3 protein-coding genes are annotated in these 3,335 nt (G+C 72.1%); 2 read left to right on the forward strand and 1 reads right to left on the reverse strand.

All coding sequences use genetic code 11. From position 1 onward, the window contains the following. Positions 1 to 449 precede the first annotated feature (449 nt). Both gabT and ACWGIG_RS35095 read left to right on the forward strand, forming a co-directional pair. Positions 450 to 1,793, forward strand: a complete 1,344-nt coding sequence (gene gabT, locus ACWGIG_RS35090) for a 4-aminobutyrate--2-oxoglutarate transaminase (RefSeq protein WP_453325751.1) — start codon at positions 450 to 452, stop codon at positions 1,791 to 1,793. A gap of 133 nt (positions 1,794 to 1,926) precedes the next feature. Beyond that, on the forward strand, positions 1,927 to 2,763 hold the full coding sequence (locus ACWGIG_RS35095; protein ID WP_453325752.1) for a phosphatase PAP2 family protein: 837 nt from the start codon (positions 1,927 to 1,929) through the stop codon (positions 2,761 to 2,763). Here ACWGIG_RS35095 and ACWGIG_RS35100 read toward each other — a convergent pair. Continuing rightward, positions 2,696 to 3,151: a hypothetical protein gene (locus ACWGIG_RS35100; protein WP_453325753.1), complete on the reverse strand. Its 456-nt coding sequence runs from the start codon at positions 3,149 to 3,151 to the stop codon at positions 2,696 to 2,698. The two genes, ACWGIG_RS35095 and ACWGIG_RS35100, sit on opposite strands and share 68 nt — an antisense overlap. Between the last annotated feature and the right edge of the window lie 184 nt (positions 3,152 to 3,335).

Raw genomic sequence — 3,335 nt, forward strand, 5'->3', positions numbered from 1 at the left:
CCCGGCCGGGCCCCCCCCCGGGCGGGCTGGTGCCGGGGGCCGGGGGGGGGGGGGGGGGGGCGGGGGGGGGGGGGGGGGGGGGGGGGGCCGGGGGGGGGGGGGGGGGGGGGGGGGGCGGGGGGGGGGGCCCCCCCCCCCCGCCCGGGTGCCGCGTGCGTCGTGCCTGTCACCGGTGTTCATGTGCTGCCCCTCGTCCCCACGAACCAGCTGTACGCGACTGTGCCGGGCCCAATCTAGTGGCCAGAACCCCGCGTTCCGGGCTGCGGAACACGTCGGCCCGCTATGTCCGTACCGGACAACGCGCCCCTCGTACTTCTCCCGAACGGAACATGCCCGGCGCGCCGCCCCACCCCTAGCCTGCGAAGGAAGAAGTGGAAGTACCGGAGCATCCCGTTTCACCCCCTGTTTCACCCCCCTGTTTCACCCCACCCCTTCCCGAGGAGCCCCTCATGAGCGCAGTTCCGCAGGAGCGCCGCGTCGTCACCGCCATTCCCGGCCCGAAGTCGCTGGAGCTTCAGGCCCGCCGCACGGCCACGGTCGCCGGTGGGGTGGGTTCCGTACTGCCCGTGTTCACGACCCGCGCGGGCGGCGGCATCGTCGAGGACGTCGACGGCAACCGACTGATCGACTTCGGTTCCGGCATCGCCGTGACCTCGGTCGGCGCGTCCGCCGAGGCCGTGGTGCGCCGGGCGACCGCGCAGCTCCAGGACTTCACGCACACCTGTTTCATGGTCACCCCGTACGAGGGTTACGTCGAGGTCTGCGAGCAGCTCGCCGAGCTGACGCCGGGCGACCACGCGAAGAAGTCGGCGCTGTTCAACTCGGGCGCCGAGGCCGTCGAGAACGCCGTCAAGATCGCCCGTGCGTACACCAAGCGCCAGGCCGTCGTCGTCTTCGACCACGGCTACCACGGCCGTACGAACCTCACCATGGGCATGACCGCCAAGAACATGCCGTACAAGAACGGCTTCGGCCCGTTCGCCCCGGAGATCTACCGCGTCCCGGTCGCGTACGGCTACCGCTGGCCGACCGGCGAGGAGAACGCCGGCGTCGAGGCGTCCGCCCAGGCCATCGAAATGATCAACAAGCAGATCGGCGCCGAGAACGTCGCCGCGATCATCATCGAGCCGGTCCTCGGCGAGGGCGGCTTCATCGAGCCGGCCAAGGGCTTCCTGCCCGCGATCTCGAAGTTCGCGACCGACAACGGCATCGTCTTCGTCGCCGACGAGATCCAGTCCGGCTTCTGCCGCACCGGCCAGTGGTTCGCGTGCGAGGACGAGAACGTCGTCCCGGACCTGATCACCACCGCCAAGGGCATCGCGGGCGGCCTGCCGCTCGCGGCCGTCACGGGCCGCGCCGAGATCATGGACGCCCCGCACGCGGGCGGCCTCGGCGGTACGTACGGCGGGAACCCGGTCGCCTGTGCCGCCGCCCTCGGCGCCATCGAGACGATGAAGGAGCTGGACCTCAACGGGAAGGCCAAGCGCATCGAGGAGGTCATGAAGGGCCGCCTCGCCGCGATCGCGGAGAAGTTCGACGTCGTCGGCGACATCCGCGGGCGCGGCGCGATGATCGCCATCGAGCTGGTCGAGTCCGGTACGAAGGACGGCGCGAAGACCCCGAACGCCGCTGCCGCCGGCGCACTCGCCAAGGCCTGCCACCAGGAGGGCCTGCTGGTCCTGACCTGCGGCACCTACGGCAACGTGCTGCGCTTCCTGCCGCCGCTGGTGATCGGCGAGGACCTGCTGAACGAGGGCCTGGACATCCTCGAAGCGGCGTTCGCCGGGATCTGAGTCCGCGCCCGGGCCGCGCCCGGGTCAGACTGTCCCGGTGAAGACTGCGCCTGTGAAGGATGTGTGGGGGGCCAATGGCGGGATCGCACTCCTGCTGTCGGCCCTCCCTTTCCTGTCGTACGGTTCCTGGCAGATGAGAGAAACACCCCGCTCGCAGGGGACTGCGGGCGACGCCAGGGTCGAGCTTCCCCAGCACTTCCCTGGTCGTGCCTTCGCGCACAACACCCCCGGCGCCTCTGGCTCCGGAAATCCTCAACGATCGGACGGCGGCACGCCCCACACCCCCCGGGGCGCCCGTCCCTCCGGTCCGACCGACTGCCCCGGAGCCACCCCCCCTGCTCCGGGGCAGTCGGCTTTTCTCGTCACGGTCCTGACGAGTGCGCTGCTCTTCGCACTGCTCACCTGGCAGGTGGTCGTACGGGGCCCGCTGCTGGCCGCCGACGAGCGTCTCGACCAGTCCTTCATCGGCCGGGGCCCTCGCCAACTGACCGAATTCTGCGCCGACTTGGGAAATGTGCAGGTCGCACTGCCGGTCCTCGCCGTGACTCTGGTGTACGCACTGTGGCGCGGCCACCGGCTGCTCGTGCTCGCCGCCGCCCTGGCCGTGGCGGCGGTCCCTGCCGTCGTCGTACCGCTGAAGGCACTGGTCGACCGGCCGTCGCCGCTGGACCCCGCCGCGACCGGCTACTTCCCGTCCGGGCACGCGGCGACGGCGGCCGTCGCGTACTGCGGGGCCGCGCTCCTTCTCGCTGTGTGTGTACGCGGCCGATGGCCGATGCCCGTCGCGCTCGTGCTCACTGCGGCGACCGGCACCGGCCTCGTACTGCGCGGATATCACTGGCCGTTGGACGTGCTCGGCAGCTGGTGCCTGAGCGTCCTCCTGCTCGCGCCCGCGTGGTGGCTCAGTCGCCGCGCGGCATCCGGCTCGCCGCCTCGTGCATCGCGAGCTCCAGGAGCGCCGGGTCGGTGAGGGTCCCCCGGCCGTCCGGGGCGACCAGCCAGCGGACGCCGCCGGTGGTGGCCCGGCCCGGGTAGGGCACCACGATCCAGGTGCCGCGCCCTGCGCCCCGTACCCCCGTGCCGAGCCAGCGGGCGGCCGTGCCCGCGGGGACGAAGAACCCCGTGCGGGAGTCCCCGAAGTCGGCGAGCACCGGCCCCGGCCGGTCGACCAGGCGGGACAGGACGTCGAGGGTGGGACAGCCGAGTTCGCCCGGCAGGATCAGGACGTCCCAGCGGCGGCCGGCGGGCAGCAGCGCGACGCCCAGGGGGTTGCGCTCCCACTCCCACCGGCACGCGTCGGGGTCAGGCGCCACCGAGACCAGCCACTCCACCGCGGTCTTCGCTTCCGAGCCAGCCATCGCGCTCGGCCTCCTTTTTCGCTGTGCACGGACAGTGCGTACACAGGGGAGAGCGAGGTCGGGCGCGATCATTACGCGGGTTTCCCCACTTGTCGGCAGTGAATTCTCACGGGGCCCACTACGCAGAGGTGCGCCCCCGGGCGGACCGGGGGCGCACACAACACCAAAGCCGGTCACCGGGACC

It is taken from the genome of Streptomyces sp. NPDC054863, assembly GCF_053610825.1.